Below are 12,729 nucleotides of genomic sequence, written 5' to 3' on the forward strand. Positions count from 1 at the left end.
CCGCCTCACACTTGGCGTCGCGCCGGAGCAGATCAACCTGCGCAATGTCGCCGGGGGGCCTATCGCGGGGTAAATCCCTCGAACGTAATCTGATCCGCGATCTCCAGGGCCGCGTCCGCCTGCTCCTGCGAACGGACGGTCCACGTCAGGATCGGAAAGTCCCGATCGCGCAAGGCCAGCACCTGTGGCAGATGCAGGCTTTTCCTGTTGTGAGAGATAAACGTCGCGCCGCACGGGATCAGATCGCGCATCGCGGCAAGTTTCTGCCGTCGTGCCAGGGGCACCATCGGCCAGTCGTCCGCAGTGAACGCATCCGTGACCAGACCGCGTGGAATGTCAGGAGCGAATCCGCCGAAGACCCGGACCGAATTGGGGTTGAAGCTCATCACAGCCAAGGGCCCGTCATAGCGGCGCAAGACCTCGGCCGTGGCCCGCTCCAACGCGCCGACGGAGGGGCCGAGGCTGCCGTCCTGGTCCTTGATCTCGACAATCAGGGGCACCTGCCCCGCCACCTCATCGAGTACCTGCTGCAAGGTCGGAATACCCTCCTGCCCGCCCAGCAGATGGATGCCCTGCAACTGTTCGACATCGTGCATCCGGACCCAGCCCTCACGCCCGGTCAGACGCTCCAGCGCGTAGTCATGAAAGACCATCGGCGTGCCGTCCGAGGCAGGCTGGACATCGACCTCAATCCCCCATCCCGCAGCCACCGCCGCGCGGATACCGGACAGGGAGTTTTCGGGGCAACCTGGCCCGTGCAAGGCACGATGCGCCAGCGGGCGGGCGAGCATTTCGCGTGGAAACTTCATTCGATTTCAAAGATGCCTTCAACCTCGACCGCGACCCCGAATGGCAGCGAGGACGATCCGACGGCGGACCGGGCATGGCGACCCTTTTCGCCGAACACCTCGACCATCAGGTCGGACGCGCCGTTGATCACCGCCGGGTGTTCGCCGAAATCGGCGGTGGCGTTGACGAAGCCGTTCAGCTTGAGCACCCGAACCTTGTCCAGATCGCCGGAGGCCTTGCGCACCTGCGCGATCAGCGACAGGCCGCACAGCCGCGCCGCCGCCTTGCCATCCTCGACACTGTAGCCCGCGCCAAGCTGGCCCACGACCAGTTTGCCATCCTGCTGCGGCACCTGCCCGGACACGTAGAGCAGATTGCCCGTGCGCACGAAGGGCACGTAATTTGCGGCTGGCGCGGCGGCGTCCGGCAGGGCAATGCCGAGTTCGTTCAGACGGGCTTCGATGGACATGGTATCTCCTTTCGGCGCACGCTCAGGTTTCGCGAAACGCCTTGGTGAAATAATCGGTAAGAGGTTTGGTCAGGAAGGTCAGCGGGCTGCGCTCCCCCGTCTGGATGAAGGCATCGACGGGCATGCCGGGGACCAGTTCCAGCCCCTGAAGCTTGTCGATCTCACCATCATAGGGCAGGATCTGTGCCTCGTAATAGTTCATGCCCGAGACCTCATCCGTCAGCACATCCGCGGAAATGCGGGTGACGACACCGTAGAGTTCAGGCGTGGTACGCTGGTCGAAGGCGGCGAAGCGCAGAACGGCCTCCTGCCCCACGACGACCTGATCGATATTGATCGTTTCGATCCGGCTGGTGATGACCAGCGGACTGTCCTGCGGCACGATGAACATCACCGGATCGGCGGGCCGGATGACCGACCGCACCGCGTGGACAGTGGAACCGTAGACGATGCCTGAGACGGGCGCGCGAATTTCGAGACGCGACAGCGTTTCGATTGCGGACAGGCGCCGCTCACGCAGTTCGTTCTCACGATATTGCATGTCGCGCAGGGTGGTGATCGCCTCCTCCTGCCGGGTGGTTTGAAGTCGGATGATCTCGATCTCCAGCTCTGCGATGCGGCCCCGGCTTTCCGCGACCGAGGCGACGAGTTCACCGACCTGCCCGCGCAGCGACGCGTCCTCACGCCGCAGGGAAAGCACGCGGCTGGCCTGTGCCAGCCCGCGATCCAGCAGGGATTGCTGGTCGATCAGTTCCTCCGAGATCAGGCCGAGCTGTTCGTTGAGCGCGGCAAGCTGCACATTGCGCCCCTCGATCAACTCCTCGATCTGGATCTGGCGTTCGCGAAGCTGGCTGATTTGCTGCGCGTTGGAGGCGATGCGCGCTTCGAACAGGCGGATCTGGCCGCCGACCAGTTCGGCGATCTCCTCGTTCTGTTGCGCGATTTCCAGCAAGCCCTCATCGAAGCGGATCGCGGGCAAATCCTCGCTCTCCGCCCGCAGGCGGCCGCGACGGGCGATCAGTTCGTAATACTGACTCTCGATAATGGCGAGTTCGGAGCGCAGCATCGTGTCGTCCAGACGGATCAGGATTTCCCCCGCTTCGACCATGTCACCGTCATTCGCATAAATCGTGCCGACCACGCCCCCCTCGGGGTGCTGTATGATCTGCCGGTTCGATTCGACCTCCAACTGTCCCGATGCGATGACCGCGCCCGCGATGGTGGTGGCGATAGACCAGGTGAAGACCCCGCCGACAAGGAACAGAAGGGCGAGCACCCCCAGCATGATCGGACGAACGGCGCTCCACTTCTCGGGCTGGCTCATGTTCCCTGCTCCGTCCCTGAGGGTTTTACCGGCGCGATCTGACCGATCCGGGCGGATGATTGCGGCGACGGCGCAACCTTGGGCGGCTGGGATGGCTGGGCTTGGGCGACACGTTTCGCAGGGGTGGGCTTGCCCGCGACCTGTTCGTAATTCTTGACGTTGTTGCGCAGCACATCGTCGCGTTTGCCGAAGTCCTTCACGCTGCCGTTCTCCATCACCATCAACAATTCGCATTGCGTGATCGCGGCCGGGCGGTGCGCCATGATGATGACGCTGCCCCCCGCCGCCTTCATGCCCTCGATGGCGGAATTGAGCGCATTTGAGCCCTCGCTGTCCAGATTCGCGTTCGGCTCATCCAGCACCAGCAGGACCGGCGCGCCATACAGCGCGCGGGCCAGGCCCAACCGTTGGCGCTGACCGCCCGACAGGCGACTGCCACCGGACTGGATCCGGGTGTCGTAGCCGTCGGGCAATTTCAGGATCATCTCATGGGCGCCGGCCTTCTTGGCCGCCTCGACGATCTGGGCGGGGTCGGGATTGGCGGACAGGCGGGCGATGTTGTCAGCGACACTGGCGTCGAACAGCGACACGTCCTGCGGAAGATAGCCGATATGCTGACCAAGTGTCTCGCTCGAAAACTGCTCCAACGATGCGCCGTCCAAGCGGACCTTGCCCTGAAAAGCGGGCCAGATGCCGGTAATGGCGCGGGCCAGCGTGGATTTGCCCGATGCGCTCTGCCCGATCACCCCAAGGGCCATACCCGGACCGACGCGGAACGATACCGCCTTTAGCGTGGGAATCTTTTCCCCCGGCGGGATGACCGTCAGGCCAGCCACGTCGAGCATGGCGCGCGGACGCGGCAGTTCGGTCTTTTCCTCTTCCTCCGGCGTCGCCTCGAGCAGTTGGGTCAGTGATACCCAGCCTTGCCGGGCGCGTTGAACCAGCGACCATTGCGCGATCGCCTGCTCGACCGGGGCCAATGCGCGGCCCAGCAGCACCGAGCCCGCGATCATGGCACCGGGGCTAAGCTCCCCCTGAAGGACGAGATATGCCGCGAGTGCGAGCATCCCCGATTGCAGGAAGAAGCGCCACGTCTTGGAAAAGGTCGAGAATGTGCCGGATACGTCCGCCGCTCGGATGGACGTATCCAGCGCCATGTCACGCTGTTGCCGCCAACGGCCCAGAACGGCACCGCGCATCCCGAGGCTCTGCACGACCTCAGCATCGCGGCGCACGGATTCAGCGAAGGATTCGGCCGTGGCCGAGGCCTGCATACTCTCACGCTGCGGTGCTTTGGACAGAACCTGATTCAGCACGGTCGCCACGATCAGCACCAGCCCGCCGGCAATCGCCAGCCAGCCCAGCAGGGGGTGGAAGATGAAGATCGCGAACAGGAACAGCGGTGTCCACGGCAGATCGTAGAACGCAAACAACGCGGGAGAAGACAGCAGCCGCTGGATGGATTCCAGATCGCGCAGCCCCGTGGCGGGTCGATTGCGAAAATTCGGATCGACCGAGCGCCGCAGCAGGGCATCGAAGACGCGGCGGTCCAGCATGCTTTGAAACCGCGCGCCGACACGGCCCAGAATGCGCCCCCGGGCATAATCCAGCACACCCATGATAGCGTAGAGCACAGCAACCAGCGCGAACAGCGCCACCAGTGTCGCCTCGGACCGGCTGGACAGCACACGATCGTAGACCTGCAACATGAATAGAGGGCCCGTCAGAACCAGGATGTTCGCGAACACGCTGAACAGCAATACGACCCGGAACAGGCTACGGCTCTTGCGAAGCGTCGCGCGCAGCTCTTCACGTCCGGGTGCGGGGCCTCTTGCCGCCATGTTCACCTACCTGTACTGATCGTCATATACCGTGCTGACACTAAAATATGACCAATTCGTGCAGCTGGTCGTTTGTCTTGTTGAAAATGGCTATAGCACCGCTTTTCGGCAGGTCCAACGATTGGCGACCTTGATGTGCACGATATCTGATACTGTAAACTGCATACCGTACCCGACCTGTTTCCGAGTGAATGAGAGCCCAGTGATGAAATCTGCCCTGCCCGCCGTCGTTTTTTCCGCCCTTTTCGTGATGTCGGCCTGCACCGGCGATACCACCGACCAGACCTCCCTGATCGCGGATCCGCTGGAGCCTGCGAACCGCGGGATTCATGCGTTCAACAAAGGGGTCGATACGGTGGTCCTGCGCCCTGCCTCGCAGGTCTATGGCGCCGTACTGCCCGAACCGGTGGAGCGGACTGTCGAGAATTTCATCGGCAATCTGGCGCTGCCGGGCGACATCATCAACAATACGTTGCAGGGTGACACTGTCGCACTGGGCGACAATCTGGGCCGGTTCCTGATGAACACGACGCTGGGATTTGGCGGCCTGCTCGACATTGCCGGCGAGGCTGGGATCCCGCGTCATCCCGCCGATTTCGGACAGACGCTGGCAGGGTACGGCGTGGCCGAGGGGCCGTATGTCGAACTTCCGATCTTTGGGCCCAGCACCGCGCGTGACGCGACGGGAACCGTGGTGGATTTCGTCCTGAACCCCTTCACGTGGAGCGAGAGCGATACCGCCGAGGAGGTTCTGATCACCTCGGGCGTCGTGGATGCCATTGATACGCGCGATGATCTGGGTCCCGTGCTCGACGGTATCCTCTACGAGTCCGAGGACAGCTACTCCGCCGCGAAAACCGCCTACATCCAGAATCGTCGCGCATTCGTGAATGGAACCGATGGTGGAGACGACGGGTTCGTAGACATATATGCTGAATAATTCAGTTCGGAGAGTACAGTTTACCATGTTCATTTTGAAATCTGCCCGCGCGACCATGCTTGCCGCTGCCATGGCAACCCTGCCGATCAGCGCTCAGGCGCTGACCCCGCAGGAGGCGACCGCGCTGACGAACACCATCGCTGACGAGGTCGAAGGTTACGTGAACAGCGATATGTCGCTGGCGCAAAAACAGGCAGCGTTCCGTCAGACGATGGATCGCTATGCCGACACCTCCGCGATCGGTCGATACGTCCTGGGCGTCGCATGGCGCAGCGCGACCCCCGCGCAGCAGGAGGCCTTCACCACCGCGTTCGCGGAATATCTCGCCAACAAGTACGGATCGCAGTTCAGTGGCTATGAGGGTGGTGAAATCACCATCGGTAGCGCGAACGATCTGGGCAATCGCGGCATCGTCGTTGAAAGCACGGTCACGCGGCCCGGTTCGAGCCCATTCATCGTGCAATGGCAGTTTTCCGATCGCTCCGGGCAGCCGCTTCTGATCGACATTGTGGCGGAGGGTGTCAGCATGCTGACAACGGAGCGGTCGGCCATCGCCTCCATGCTCGACCGTCGTAATGGTGATCTGGACGCATTGATTGCGGACCTGCCCACGGCAGGGTGATGGCGCAGACAAGACGTGCGGCATCGGACCACGCGTTTTGAAAGCACCCTGAAACAACCGACCGCACCAACTTCGGTTCGGTTTTCCACAGCTATGTTCAGTGAGAATATCACGTTTGACGGCGGGGGAAATCCTCGCCGTCTATACCTTTATCAAGAGAAAAGAGCGTCCAGCGCGTCGTCCACTGCCTTGGCGTCCGTCAGACTCAACCGCACCGGCAGCGGCATCACGTGGGGGCGAAACCAGTCCGGCAGACGGGCAATGTCCTTCTCCGTCGTGACCAGACGCGCATTCTCACCCTGCGCCTCATGAAGGAGACGGTTCAGAACCGTCTTGGAATACGGTTCGTGATCACCGAAGGCATGGCTGGCGATCAAATCGACACCCAGTTCACTCAATGTCGCGAAGACCTTTTCAGGCCGCCCGATCCCGGCAAAGGCTATGACCCGCATTCCCTGCCAGGGCATTCCTGTCTGCAAGGGCAGGATCTCCCCCCTCGCGACGGGCACCCCCCGGGTGTCAGGTAGCGTGCCAGCGCCTATGGCCAGCATCACATCCGCCCGCGACAGGCCCTCTGCCACCGGTTCGCGCAACGGGCCTGCCGGCAGAACCCGGCCATTCCCGAATCCGGTTTGGGTGTCCACCACCAGGATCGAGATGTCCTTGATCAGCGCGGGGTCCTGAAATCCGTCATCGAGGATCAGCGCATCCGCCCCCGCAGCACAGGCGGCGCGCGCCCCGGCCACCCTGTCGCGTGCGACCCAGACAGGTGCGAACGCGTCGAGCATCAGCGGCTCGTCGCCTACCTCATCCGCCGTCATGTCCTGCGTGACACGGATCGGCCCGGTCTGCGTGCCGCCATAACCTCGGCTGAGGATGTGCGGCGTCAGATTGCGGGCCTGCAACCGTTCGATCAGGGCGATGACTGTCGGGCTTTTGCCCGTGCCACCGACGGTCAGATTGCCGACGCAGATCACCGGAACACCAACGGCCTCCCCCCGCCCGCGCGCCTGTCTGCGTTTGGCACCGACGCGCCAGAGAGCTTCGAGCGGTCGCAGCGCCAGTGCCTGCCAGCCCGGGCGGGCGTACCAGAAATGCGGCGCCTTCACCGCTGCACCGCGGCTGTCACGACAGGCGTCAGCAAGGACAGCACCCGGTCCAGCGTGCCCGCCCCGGCGGAGGAAAGATCCCACGCGGCGGTCGCCATGACTGCCGCCCGGTCAGGGCGAAGCAGATCGGAAATCGCGGCTGCCAGATCGACGGCACCCTGAACCTCCACCGCGGCACCGGCGCTGTGCAGTTGCCGGTAAGCCTCGGCGAAGTTCGAGATATGTGGACCATGCACGATAGCGGAGCCGAGGGCCGCCGGCTCGAACGGATTGTGCCCTCCGATCGGCACGAGGGAACCGCCGACCAGCGAGACCGGGCACAGGCGATACCACAGGCCCAGTTCGCCGAGTGTGTCCGCCACGTAGATCTCGACGTTTTCCCCGATCTCGTCCCCCGCGCTGCGCAGACCGACGCGCCAGCCATCATCCGCCAGATCCGATGCAATCTGCGGCCCCCGGTCGGGATGGCGCGGCACCAGGATCAAGGCCAGATTGGGCGCGCCACGTCGCGCCAGCCGATGCGCCTGCGCGACGACGGCCTCCTCACCCGGATGGGTCGAAGCGGCACACCAGACCAGCGTGGCGCCCAGCCGCGCGCTCAGGCGTTTGCGCTGCGTCTCATCATGCGGCAACGGCGCGGCACTGTCCTTCAGTGAGCCTGTCACCTCGACGCAATCGGGCAAGGCCCCCATGCGCAGCAGCCGGTCCCGTGTGGCCTGATCCTGCGTCATGATCATATCGAACTTGCGAACGATTTGTTTTCCCGCAGATGGCGCCCAGCGCCAGACCTTCGCGGATTTTTCCGATATCCGGGCGTTCAGAAGGATCAACGGGGTGCCCCGTCGTTTCACCTGATCCAGCATGGTCGGCCAGAACTCGCTCTCTGTCCACAGAACCAGATCGGGTTTCCAGTGGTCGAGGAACCGCGTCACACTTGCCTTGAAATCCAGTGGATAGAATTGATGGATCGCACCCTCGGGCAAGCGGCTGACCATCAGTTGCGCCGAGGTGACGGTTCCGGTCGTCACGAGCACGTGCAGTTCCGGCCAGCGCCGCTCGATCCGCCGGATCAGATCGAGGACGGACAGCGATTCCCCGACGGAGGCCGCATGGAACCAGACCAGCGGACCGTCGGGACGGGCCACCTCGGTATAGCCCATCCGCTCGCCCACACGCTCGGGGTCTTCCTTGCCCTGCCCCATACGCTTGTCCAGCGCGCGCTGGCCCATACGCTCACCCAGGCGCGCGAAGACATCATATGCTCCCAGACCAAGCGATGGCATCACTTCGCCCCACCCTGACAGAACGGTTCCGCACGACCGGCATTTCGGTCGGCTGCCAGCGTCACGTCAAGCAGGGCGCGTTCGACCTCGCCGCGAAATTCCTCGATCACGGTGCGGTCCGCCGTGGCGGCCGGTGGGGTCAGCGCCTGCCCCCAGATCAGATGGATGCGGCTGAAGGGCAACGGGATCAGCGCCCGGTCCCAACTGTTGAACGTCAACGCGTGTTTCGATGACCAGGCCACGGGCACGACCGGGGCACCGGTTCGGACCGCGATCGCAGCCACGCCGTGCTGGCAGACCCCACGAGGTCCCTTCGGTCCGTCCGGCGTCAGCGCGAGGATCCCGTTATCGGTCTGGCGCAGGAACCGCAAGGCAGCGGCGAGTGCTGCCGCCCCGCCCTTTTGCTTGGTCGGTTTGTTGGGATTCGCACTGGAACCACGGATCAGGCGAAATCCGAAAAGCTCAAGGAACCGGGTCGCGAATTCACCGTCGCCGGATCTCGACGCGATACCTGTAATGGTGGCCCCTTGTAACGCATCATAGGTCACGCCGGTCAGCCGCCCATGCCACAGGGCATAGACGAACCGCGCACGCCCCTGCAAAGCCTGCGCCCGCAGGTCTGTGTTACCCGAAACCTGCACCCGCGCGGTGAACCAGACCAGCCGCAGATAGTAATACATCAGCCATCCCAGAACCCGCATCGCGGCCGCTTCAGTCCAGTTCTTCGGTGGGCGACGCGGCGATTTCCTCATCGCGCAGGCGGTGCAGATGGGCGATGAAATAGCGGGTCTGAGCCTCATCCACCGTGCGGTGAGCGGCGTCCTTCCATGCGCTGTAGGCGCTCTTGTAATCGGGATAGATGCCTACGATGTCGATCTTGGACACGTCCGCGAACGTCGTCCTTTGCGTATCGATCAGTTCGCCGCCGAATACCAAGTGCAAGCGCTGTGTCATAGGTCTCTCCACTACCGGGATTGAAGTTGCCCGCACCGTAGCCACGGCGCGTCGAAGGTCAAGTTCGCGCCGTGCGCGTCATCAGATCGGCATGCAGGTCAGGTGCCGCCGCGATCAGTCCGTTCAACTGCGCGCTGGGCGAATTAAAGCTCAGGTCCAGGCCGGCCCGGTCCGATACCCGCGCCCCTGCCTCCGCCGCGATCAGGGCGCCCGCCGCGATGTCCCATTCCCACACAGGCCGAAATGTGACCGTGCCGTCCACATCCCCCTCGGCCAGACGGGTCAGGCGCAGGGCCAGCGCCCCGCCATGCACCGGAGTGATCTGGGCAGGGCCCGCGGGCCAGAATTCGGCTGCCAACTGGTTCTTAGGGATCGAGATGCGCGGCAGGTCCGCGACCCGTGTCAGCGTCATCGGCTGTTCGTTCCAGATCGCCCCACGCCCCCGTGTCGCGCTGTAGACATGGCCGGTTACGGGCATTGCGACGACCGCCGCAACCGGCGTACCGTTTTCCACGACAGCGAGAGAGATCGCCCAGCTCGGCTTGCCCTTGAGGAAACTGACCGTCCCGTCGATGGGATCGACCACGAAGCAACGTTTGCGGCGCAACCGGTCGGGCGCGTCGGCGGTTTCCTCTGACAGCCAGCCGTAATCGGGGCGCGCGGCCAGCAGGCCTTCGCGCAACAACTGGTCCACTTCCAGATCGGCGGCGGAAACGGGGCCTTGGCCGCCGCTCTTCTGCCAAACCTGCGGCGAGGCTCCGAAATGGCGCAGCGCGACCTGCGCCGCGTCCTGCGCAGCCTCGATCAACAGTGTGCGGTCGGCTTCATGCTCCGGCAATGGTCAACCCCTCGACCAGCAGGCTGGGGACAACCCTGCTCAAATGCGGACGGGCGTCGTTGCCGGGGACGATGCTCATCAACATGTCACGCAGATTTCCCGCGACCGTGCATTCGTTGACGGGGCGCACGATCTGGCCGTTCTCGACCCAGAAACCCGATGCGCCGCGCGAATAATCGCCGGTCGTGGGATTGATCGACGATCCGATCAGCGAGGTAATCAGCAAGCCGGTCCCCATATCGGCCAGCAGATCCTCGCGCGTTCTGTCACCTTGGGTCAGCGTCAGGTTGCCTACTGCGGGCGATGGCGCACCGCCCGTTCCCCGCGCCGCGTTCGCGGTGGATGTCATGCCCAGTTGCCGCGCCGTGGACAGGTCCAGCGTCCAGCCTGTCAGGCGGCCATCCTCGACCAGAGCACGGCGCCTCGTGCGCAGACCTTCGCCGTCGAAGGGACGGGAGCCTGCGGCGCGGACGCGGTGTGGATCCTCGATCAGGTCAATGCCATCAGGCAGAACCTGCTTGCCCAGCGCATCGTTCAGCCAGCTTGATCCACGCGCGATGCTGGCACCGTTCGACGCCTGCACCAGATGTCCGATCAGGCCGGAACTGATCCGCTCATCATAGAGCACAGGGAACCGGCCCGTGGGCGGTTTGCTGGCACCTGAGCGCATCACGGCCCGCTCACCCGCCAAGCGTCCGATTTCCGTCGGGCTCATCAACTCATCCGAATGGGTGCGGCTGTCGGCGTAGTAGTCACGCTCCATCCCCAGCCCCTCGCCCGAGATCGCAACGGAGGAGACGGACCAGCCGGTGCGGCCATAGCCGCCGCTGAAGCCATTGGTCGCCGCCAGATGCATCCGGCGTCGCGACCAGCCCGCGCCCGAGGCCTGCGTCTGCATGACGCCACTGACCTGCAGTGCCGCGGCCTCAGCCTCCAGCGCCCAGCGTTCCAGCTCCTGCGGATCGGGCTGGCTGTCGTCGATCAGGTCGAGCGTACCGGCATCCCGCACATCCGACAGCATGTCCGCATCGGCCAGCCCGCACCAAGGGTCGTCCGGCGCGATGCGCGCCATTGCAACAGCGCGCGCCGCCAATGTGGCAATCATCTCAGACCGCGTGTCGGAGCCTGAGACGCTCGCCTGTTTCTGCCCGATCATGACGCGCAGGCCGATTTCGGTCCCCTCGGACCGTTCCGCATGTTCCAGGGCACCCTTGAGCACCTCGATCGAAAGGCTGTCATCGGAAATCGCGACAGCGTCAGCGGCATCGGCACCCGCCGATCTGGCGGCGTCGATCAGGGCGTGGGTCAGGTCGGAGAGGTTTTGTGTCATGTATCCGACTTGGCGCGCGGGCGGGTCCTGGTCAAGGCCGCAGAGGGTCTGCCGCGCCACAATCCGACGCGCCCAAGCTGGAACCGGTCCACCTCGGGCCGCGCCAAATGGCCAAATCTCCCCCACCCTTCGCAAGTCATAGAGCAGGAGATTCAAATCACACAGGTTCTTCACCCGCAATTTGCGCAGGATGGATCCGCGTGTCAGCCTTGTTGCAAGGGGAGCGCGCGCACCATTACCAGCGCGTCCACCATGCCCCCGCCACGGCGATAATATCCCGCCCGCCGTCCCGTCTGGACGAAGCCTGTGGCACTGTAGAGGGCAAGGGCAGCGGCATTGTCCGCGGCGACCTCCAGAAACATCGCTGTCGCACCGCGCGCCTGCGCCTCTGCGATCAGGCGGTTCAGCATCGCGCGCCCGCGACCCGCCCCCTGCGCGCCGGGATCGACGCAGATCGTCAGCAACTCCGCCTCATCCCCGACCACCCTGACCACGCCTAGTGTATCGGGGCCGTGCAGGACGTAATCCAGATCGGAGGCCAGAAAATCCGCGAACTCCGTCACGCTCCACGGTCGCGGGCCGTCACTGAAACAGCGTGCATGAAGCGCCGCGAGCCGTTGCGCCGTCATGGCAGCAGAACCGGCGGTGCCTCGCTGGAGATCGCGGCATCGGCGGGCCGCAGGTATAGCGGTGACGGGCGTGTCACGTCGCCTGCCGACACGCGTGCCTGCGCAATGCGGGCCATGTTTGACAGGTCGGCATGGGCAGTCTCGTCCCAGCTCGGCGCGGCAAGTGCCTGCGCGACCTCCTCCGCTCTATGACCGACGATGTGCCAGTTTTGCGGTGCGGCCTGCGCGATTTCTTCCATCTGCATCATATCGGGGTCGCGCACCGCCTGCCCGTCCCGGTACAGCTGTGTATAGAGCCGCCCTTGGCGTGCATCGGCGAGGACCAGAGCCTCCCCTTCGCGCGGCGCGAGGCTTTCGAGCAGGCTAGCACCGACCGCTGGAATGGACATTGCCATCGCCAGCCCCCGCGCCGCAGCGACAGCGATGCGGATGCCCGTAAAGTTGCCCGGCCCGGTGCATACGGCCAGCGCGTCTACGTCGAAACCGTTACCGACGGAGCTGAGCATCGGCATCAGACGATCCGCCTGTCCGCGGTCCATCTCCTCACGCTGATGGGCAAGCATCCGTCCTCCCGCGAACAGAGCGACCGCGCAATGCGCGG

General features: G+C 64.3%; 14 protein-coding genes. 2 read left to right on the forward strand and 12 right to left on the reverse strand.

Annotated features, from left to right (window positions below):
• Positions 1-59 precede the first annotated feature (59 nt).
• From G8E03_RS00440 to G8E03_RS00455, 4 genes are read right to left on the reverse strand one after another with little or no spacing between them, the layout of a single operon-like run.
• Positions 60-809, reverse strand: coding sequence for a glycerophosphodiester phosphodiesterase family protein (locus tag G8E03_RS00440; protein ID WP_166187368.1), 750 nt, complete (start codon positions 807-809; stop codon positions 60-62).
• On the reverse strand, positions 806-1,258 hold the full coding sequence (locus G8E03_RS00445; protein WP_166187370.1) for a RidA family protein: 453 nt from the start codon (positions 1,256-1,258) through the stop codon (positions 806-808). The genes G8E03_RS00440 and G8E03_RS00445 overlap by 4 nt, the downstream gene beginning before the upstream one ends.
• 22 nt (positions 1,259-1,280) lie before the next feature.
• Positions 1,281-2,582 (reverse strand): HlyD family type I secretion periplasmic adaptor subunit, encoded by a 1,302-nt coding sequence (locus G8E03_RS00450; RefSeq protein ID WP_166187373.1) that lies wholly within the window; start codon positions 2,580-2,582, stop codon positions 1,281-1,283.
• Positions 2,579-4,423 carry a type I secretion system permease/ATPase gene (locus G8E03_RS00455; protein ID WP_166187375.1) on the reverse strand — a complete coding sequence of 615 codons (1,845 nt, stop codon included), beginning with the start codon at positions 4,421-4,423 and terminating at the stop codon, positions 2,579-2,581. Before G8E03_RS00455 ends, G8E03_RS00450 begins: the two co-directional genes overlap by 4 nt.
• A gap of 205 nt (positions 4,424-4,628) precedes the next feature.
• On the opposite strand from G8E03_RS00455, the gene G8E03_RS00460 reads away from it, so the two are divergent.
• Together G8E03_RS00460 and G8E03_RS00465 are read left to right on the forward strand one after the other, a co-directional pair.
• Positions 4,629-5,363: an MlaA family lipoprotein gene (locus G8E03_RS00460; protein WP_166187376.1), complete on the forward strand. Its 735-nt coding sequence runs from the start codon at positions 4,629-4,631 to the stop codon at positions 5,361-5,363.
• 55 nt (positions 5,364-5,418) lie between these two features.
• A complete protein-coding gene (locus G8E03_RS00465) occupies positions 5,419-5,985 on the forward strand; it encodes an MlaC/ttg2D family ABC transporter substrate-binding protein (RefSeq protein WP_205793158.1) in 567 nt (188 codons plus the stop codon).
• A gap of 152 nt (positions 5,986-6,137) precedes the next feature.
• Here the strand turns inward: G8E03_RS00465 and lpxK are convergent, their stop codons facing one another.
• From lpxK to tsaB, 8 genes are all read right to left on the reverse strand, one after another.
• Complete coding sequence (lpxK, locus tag G8E03_RS00470) at positions 6,138-7,094, reverse strand: tetraacyldisaccharide 4'-kinase (RefSeq protein ID WP_166187380.1); 957 nt, start codon at positions 7,092-7,094, stop codon at positions 6,138-6,140.
• The gene (locus G8E03_RS00475) at positions 7,091-8,377 is read right to left on the reverse strand and encodes a 3-deoxy-D-manno-octulosonic acid transferase (protein WP_166187383.1); all 1,287 of its coding nucleotides are present in this window, start codon (positions 8,375-8,377) and stop codon (positions 7,091-7,093) included. Before G8E03_RS00475 ends, lpxK begins: the two co-directional genes overlap by 4 nt.
• A complete protein-coding gene (locus G8E03_RS00480) occupies positions 8,377-9,078 on the reverse strand; it encodes a lysophospholipid acyltransferase family protein (protein WP_166187386.1) in 702 nt (233 codons plus the stop codon). The genes G8E03_RS00475 and G8E03_RS00480 overlap by 1 nt, the downstream gene beginning before the upstream one ends.
• A 10-nt stretch (positions 9,079-9,088) precedes the next feature.
• Positions 9,089-9,331 (reverse strand): DUF4170 domain-containing protein, encoded by a 243-nt coding sequence (locus G8E03_RS00485; protein WP_166187389.1) that lies wholly within the window; start codon positions 9,329-9,331, stop codon positions 9,089-9,091.
• Between the two features lie 58 nt (positions 9,332-9,389).
• Positions 9,390-10,169, reverse strand: coding sequence for a 3'(2'),5'-bisphosphate nucleotidase CysQ (locus G8E03_RS00490; RefSeq protein WP_166187391.1), 780 nt, complete (start codon positions 10,167-10,169; stop codon positions 9,390-9,392).
• A complete protein-coding gene (locus G8E03_RS00495; protein WP_166187394.1) occupies positions 10,156-11,499 on the reverse strand; it encodes a TldD/PmbA family protein in 1,344 nt (447 codons plus the stop codon). Before G8E03_RS00495 ends, G8E03_RS00490 begins: the two co-directional genes overlap by 14 nt.
• Positions 11,500-11,702: 203 nt before the next feature.
• Complete coding sequence (locus tag G8E03_RS00500) at positions 11,703-12,128, reverse strand: GNAT family N-acetyltransferase (protein ID WP_166187397.1); 426 nt, start codon at positions 12,126-12,128, stop codon at positions 11,703-11,705.
• On the reverse strand, positions 12,125-12,691 hold the full coding sequence (gene tsaB, locus G8E03_RS00505) for a tRNA (adenosine(37)-N6)-threonylcarbamoyltransferase complex dimerization subunit type 1 TsaB (protein WP_240910376.1): 567 nt from the start codon (positions 12,689-12,691) through the stop codon (positions 12,125-12,127). Before tsaB ends, G8E03_RS00500 begins: the two co-directional genes overlap by 4 nt.
• Positions 12,692-12,729 lie beyond the last annotated feature (38 nt).

Source organism: Pontivivens nitratireducens (assembly GCF_011290545.1).
In the GTDB taxonomy this organism is placed as follows: domain Bacteria; phylum Pseudomonadota; class Alphaproteobacteria; order Rhodobacterales; family Rhodobacteraceae; genus Pontivivens; species Pontivivens nitratireducens.

Coding starts and splice junctions, on each gene's coding strand:
- G8E03_RS00450 (WP_166187373.1), bottom strand. CDS start 2,582: ATGAGCCAGCCCGAGAAGTGGAGCGCCGTTCGTCCGATCATGCTGGGG.
- tsaB (WP_240910376.1), bottom strand. CDS start 12,691: ATGCTTGCCCATCAGCGTGAGGAGATGGACCGCGGACAGGCGGATCGT.
- G8E03_RS00485 (WP_166187389.1), bottom strand. CDS start 9,331: ATGACACAGCGCTTGCACTTGGTATTCGGCGGCGAACTGATCGATACG.
- G8E03_RS00495 (WP_166187394.1), bottom strand. CDS start 11,499: ATGACACAAAACCTCTCCGACCTGACCCACGCCCTGATCGACGCCGCC.
- G8E03_RS00500 (WP_166187397.1), bottom strand. CDS start 12,128: ATGACGGCGCAACGGCTCGCGGCGCTTCATGCACGCTGTTTCAGTGAC.
- G8E03_RS00460 (WP_166187376.1), top strand. CDS start 4,629: ATGAAATCTGCCCTGCCCGCCGTCGTTTTTTCCGCCCTTTTCGTGATG.
- G8E03_RS00440 (WP_166187368.1), bottom strand. CDS start 809: ATGAAGTTTCCACGCGAAATGCTCGCCCGCCCGCTGGCGCATCGTGCC.
- G8E03_RS00465 (WP_205793158.1), top strand. CDS start 5,419: ATGCTTGCCGCTGCCATGGCAACCCTGCCGATCAGCGCTCAGGCGCTG.
- G8E03_RS00480 (WP_166187386.1), bottom strand. CDS start 9,078: ATGCGGGTTCTGGGATGGCTGATGTATTACTATCTGCGGCTGGTCTGG.
- G8E03_RS00445 (WP_166187370.1), bottom strand. CDS start 1,258: ATGTCCATCGAAGCCCGTCTGAACGAACTCGGCATTGCCCTGCCGGAC.
- G8E03_RS00475 (WP_166187383.1), bottom strand. CDS start 8,377: ATGCCATCGCTTGGTCTGGGAGCATATGATGTCTTCGCGCGCCTGGGT.
- G8E03_RS00455 (WP_166187375.1), bottom strand. CDS start 4,423: ATGGCGGCAAGAGGCCCCGCACCCGGACGTGAAGAGCTGCGCGCGACG.